This window comes from Terriglobus sp. YAF25 (genome assembly GCF_052113305.1).
Taxonomy (GTDB): domain Bacteria; phylum Acidobacteriota; class Terriglobia; order Terriglobales; family Acidobacteriaceae; genus Terriglobus.
On the sequence record NZ_JBFRCY010000584.1, the window covers coordinates 1 to 3,020 of the forward strand.

A 3,020-nucleotide genomic window follows, 5' to 3' on the forward strand; every position below is an offset into this window, starting at 1 on the left:
GGCCTGACCACCGCCGCCCTCATGGAACAGCTTGCCAACGCACCTGTTCCGGCCAACCCTCTGGAGGCCGCTTCGGAGCCGCAACTGGCCGCTGTACTCGCCACCGTTCTGGCAGAGTCGCACGCGGGAGACGATCAGTTGCCAATGCAGCTCAACGGCGCACTCCATACTCTGCATCGCCGAGGCCTGGAAAGAAGGCAGCGCGAGATTCGCGTAACCATCGCCGAAGCCGACCGGCGCGGAGATACATCTATGGTCGGGAGCCTAACAGAAGAGCTAATGGTAATTAGCCGTCAGTTACGAGAGTTATAGGTTGGAGCATCGAAACCGAGACTCCAACGTATAACCGGTCTTGAATGTCGGGCTTAAGACATTGTTCTTCGTGAAAAGTTGCGCTTTTCGCTATCTAAATTCAGGACATTCGTGCAAATCTGTTAGCAGATATCCCACGATTTCGATCCCGAATGGCTATCCGACAAAAGATAGGCACCTGGAATCTCAACGATTCGAGTCTTCCGATGCCACATGTTGCACGATAAAAAGCATCATACGGAAAAAGATCGTAATTCTTCCCGCCCGGCCGCTGAGCTGAACTTAACCCGGCTCCCAAGGACTGTGTCTGTGCGTATCCTTCATTTGATTTCGTCACTGGATCTCCGCGGAGGAGGCCCAGCAGAGGTGGTTCGTCTTCTGGGCAAAACGCAGGCCGCTATGGGGTATAGCGTCGAGGCGGTCAGTGCGGATGGCGAAGCTACGGACGTCTCCGCCTTTGAATTTCCTGTACATCGGCTCGGCCCTGGCATCGGGTACGGCTATTCCAGCCGTTTGGCCGAATGGCTGAAGAAGAATAGGTCACGATTCGATGCCGTGATCGTGCATGGTCTCTGGCAGTATCCGCATCAAGCGGCCTACACCCTGCTGCGCGGTCACGTCCCCTACTTTGTCTTCGTCCATGGCATGCTGGACCCCTGGTTCAACCAGAGCTTTCGCTTCAAGCATCTGAAGAAGCTTTTTTACTGGCACACGATCGGGCGCCATGCTCTCGATGGGGCGGCCTCCGTCATCTTCACAACAGACGAAGAGCTTCGCCGCTCCGCCTCGGCGTTCTTTCCATATAAGTGGCGGGCGATGGTTGCGGCTCTGGGGATTGAGGGACCACAACATCCTGTCGATCCGTCGGGCCTGTATCAGAGATGGCCTCAACTGGAGCAGAGAGAATATCTCCTGTTCTTCGGCAGGCTCCATCCTAAAAAGGGATGCGATCTGCTTCTAAAGGCGTTTGCCCGTGTCGAGACCGACAGCGAGCGGATGCTGGTCTTAGCTGGCCCCGCGGACCGTTCATATGGACGGTATCTTCGCGAACTGGCGAAAGAGCTTGAGATCGAGGACCGCATTCTCTGGACCGGCATGGTGCAGGGCGAAGAGAAATGGGCCATGCTRCAGGAGGCCGACGCCTTTGTCCTTCCTTCGCACCAGGAGAACTTCGCCATCGCCACTGTCGAAGCCATGTGCTGCGGGACACCGGTCCTGTTGAGCGATAAGGTGCAGATCTACCGCGATGTAGTTCAAGAAGGCGCGGGCCTGGCGGAGCCGGATACGCTGGCGGGCACGGTGTGCCTGCTGCAACGCTGGGCTGCTCTGGACAATCACGCCAAGGCAACCATGGGGCAAAACGCCCGGACAGCCTATCGGCAGAGGTACACGGCCGTGGCTTCCACTGGAAATCTCATGCAACAGATCGAGACCGAGTTGCGCAGATTACGCCGGCCGGAGCCCGGACTTCCATTCGGCGGCTCTCAAAGCGCAGCGAGGCATAGCGGACTCTAAGTATGCAAAAGATGCAGCTCCCTAATCCTTACCCTTCGCCGGTACGTTACGGTGCCGCCGTCGGTGTTGCGACCTTGTCCATCGTCCTGAGCACTGTGCTGCTCCGGGTGGGCATTCGGCTGGAGTCCGCATGGATGCTTGCTGCTGTCACCCTCGCCGCCTGGTTCGGCGGCCTGGGGCCCGGTCTGCTGTCGACCGCGCTCTGCTTTGCCGGGCAGATGGTGCTTCGCTACCCGGAAGGAAGCTGGAGGGTAGAAGGTACAAGCGAGTGGGTCGGTCTGGCGGCGTTCCTGCTGAATGCGCTGCTGGTCTCGGTCCTGTTTCGCTCTCACTACCGTGTCCGTGCCTGGCGCAAGGTGTCACCGGTCGCGGTCACCGGCGGATACTGGTGGCGGTATGACATCGGCGGCGAAAGCGTAGAACTCAGTTCGCCCGCTTTCCCCCACGTCACCATCACGCGCACCTATGCCGACTGGCTGCGGCAGATCGCACGGCAGGACCGCGAGCGCGTTGAGGCTGCCATACACAAGGCTATTTCCAGTGGCCAGATCGACCTCCAGTTCCACATGATCCTGCCGGAAGGCGTTACCCGGTTAGTGGAGATGCGCGGCGTCCGGCCTGAAGGCAAAGAAAATGGCCTTCTCGCGGTCTGCCTGGAGATGGGAGCACCGACGCCCGATCCCCAGGCGTTTCTGCACTAAAGCGTTTTTCCTATTCCAGAATTATTGCGAGCGCCAATTCGTCCACACGAGACCAGTCGAGGCCGGCAACGCATGGACGAATTTGCGCCGCAACGCTCAGGCCGGAATCTTGTTCCGCTTGCGCTTATAGTCCAATAGCTCCTCTTTCCAGTTCACCTGAGGCATGCCTGCATGTTTCGCCTGTTGCTGCAGGCGTTCGATCGCCTCTCCAAACGGTGTCTGCGGTTCTGGGCTGTCCTCAGTTGAGGACTCCGAAGACGGCGCCGGCATCACGTGAACTTCATGAGGAACCACTGCTGCCGGGTCGTGCTCCTGCCTGATGTGTTGTTGGCGCTCAGCAAACTGCTCCGGGCTCATCATAGAGGCGGGTAGCCCCATGGGGTCGTACACAATTCCCTCAGCCATCAGCTTACGGGCAGTCACTGTCAGATTATCGCGACGGGTTGTGGCGGTACGAAGAGCGCGGTCGCGCTCGGGTTCAGACTCGAACTG

The 3,020-nt window shown here is 58.7% G+C and carries 3 protein-coding genes and 1 pseudogene; 3 read left to right on the forward strand and 1 reads right to left on the reverse strand.

All coding sequences use genetic code 11. From position 1 onward, the window contains the following. The 3 genes and pseudogenes from AB4043_RS20535 to AB4043_RS20545 form a co-directional block, all read left to right on the forward strand. A pseudogene (locus AB4043_RS20535) lies at window positions 1-312 on the forward strand (DNA primase); the annotation flags it as partial. Window positions 313-525: 213 nt separating this feature from the next. Then, window positions 526-1,827 (forward strand): glycosyltransferase, encoded by a 1,302-nt coding sequence (locus AB4043_RS20540; RefSeq protein WP_442302228.1) that lies wholly within the window; start codon window positions 526-528, stop codon window positions 1,825-1,827. 2 nt (window positions 1,828-1,829) lie between these two features. Then, a complete protein-coding gene (locus AB4043_RS20545) occupies window positions 1,830-2,528 on the forward strand; it encodes a DUF4118 domain-containing protein (RefSeq protein ID WP_442302227.1) in 699 nt (232 codons plus the stop codon). 96 nt (window positions 2,529-2,624) lie between these two features. On the opposite strand, the gene AB4043_RS20550 is transcribed toward AB4043_RS20545, so the two are convergent. Then, window positions 2,625-3,020, reverse strand: a 396-nt coding sequence (locus AB4043_RS20550; protein ID WP_442307940.1) for a hypothetical protein, incomplete at its 5' end; no start/stop codon positions are given.

What these genes read in the sequence shown, in the direction of transcription:
- AB4043_RS20545 (WP_442302227.1), top strand. Translation starts at nt 1,830, where the DNA reads ATGCAAAAGATGCAGCTCCCTAATCCTTACCCTTCGCCGGTACGTTAC.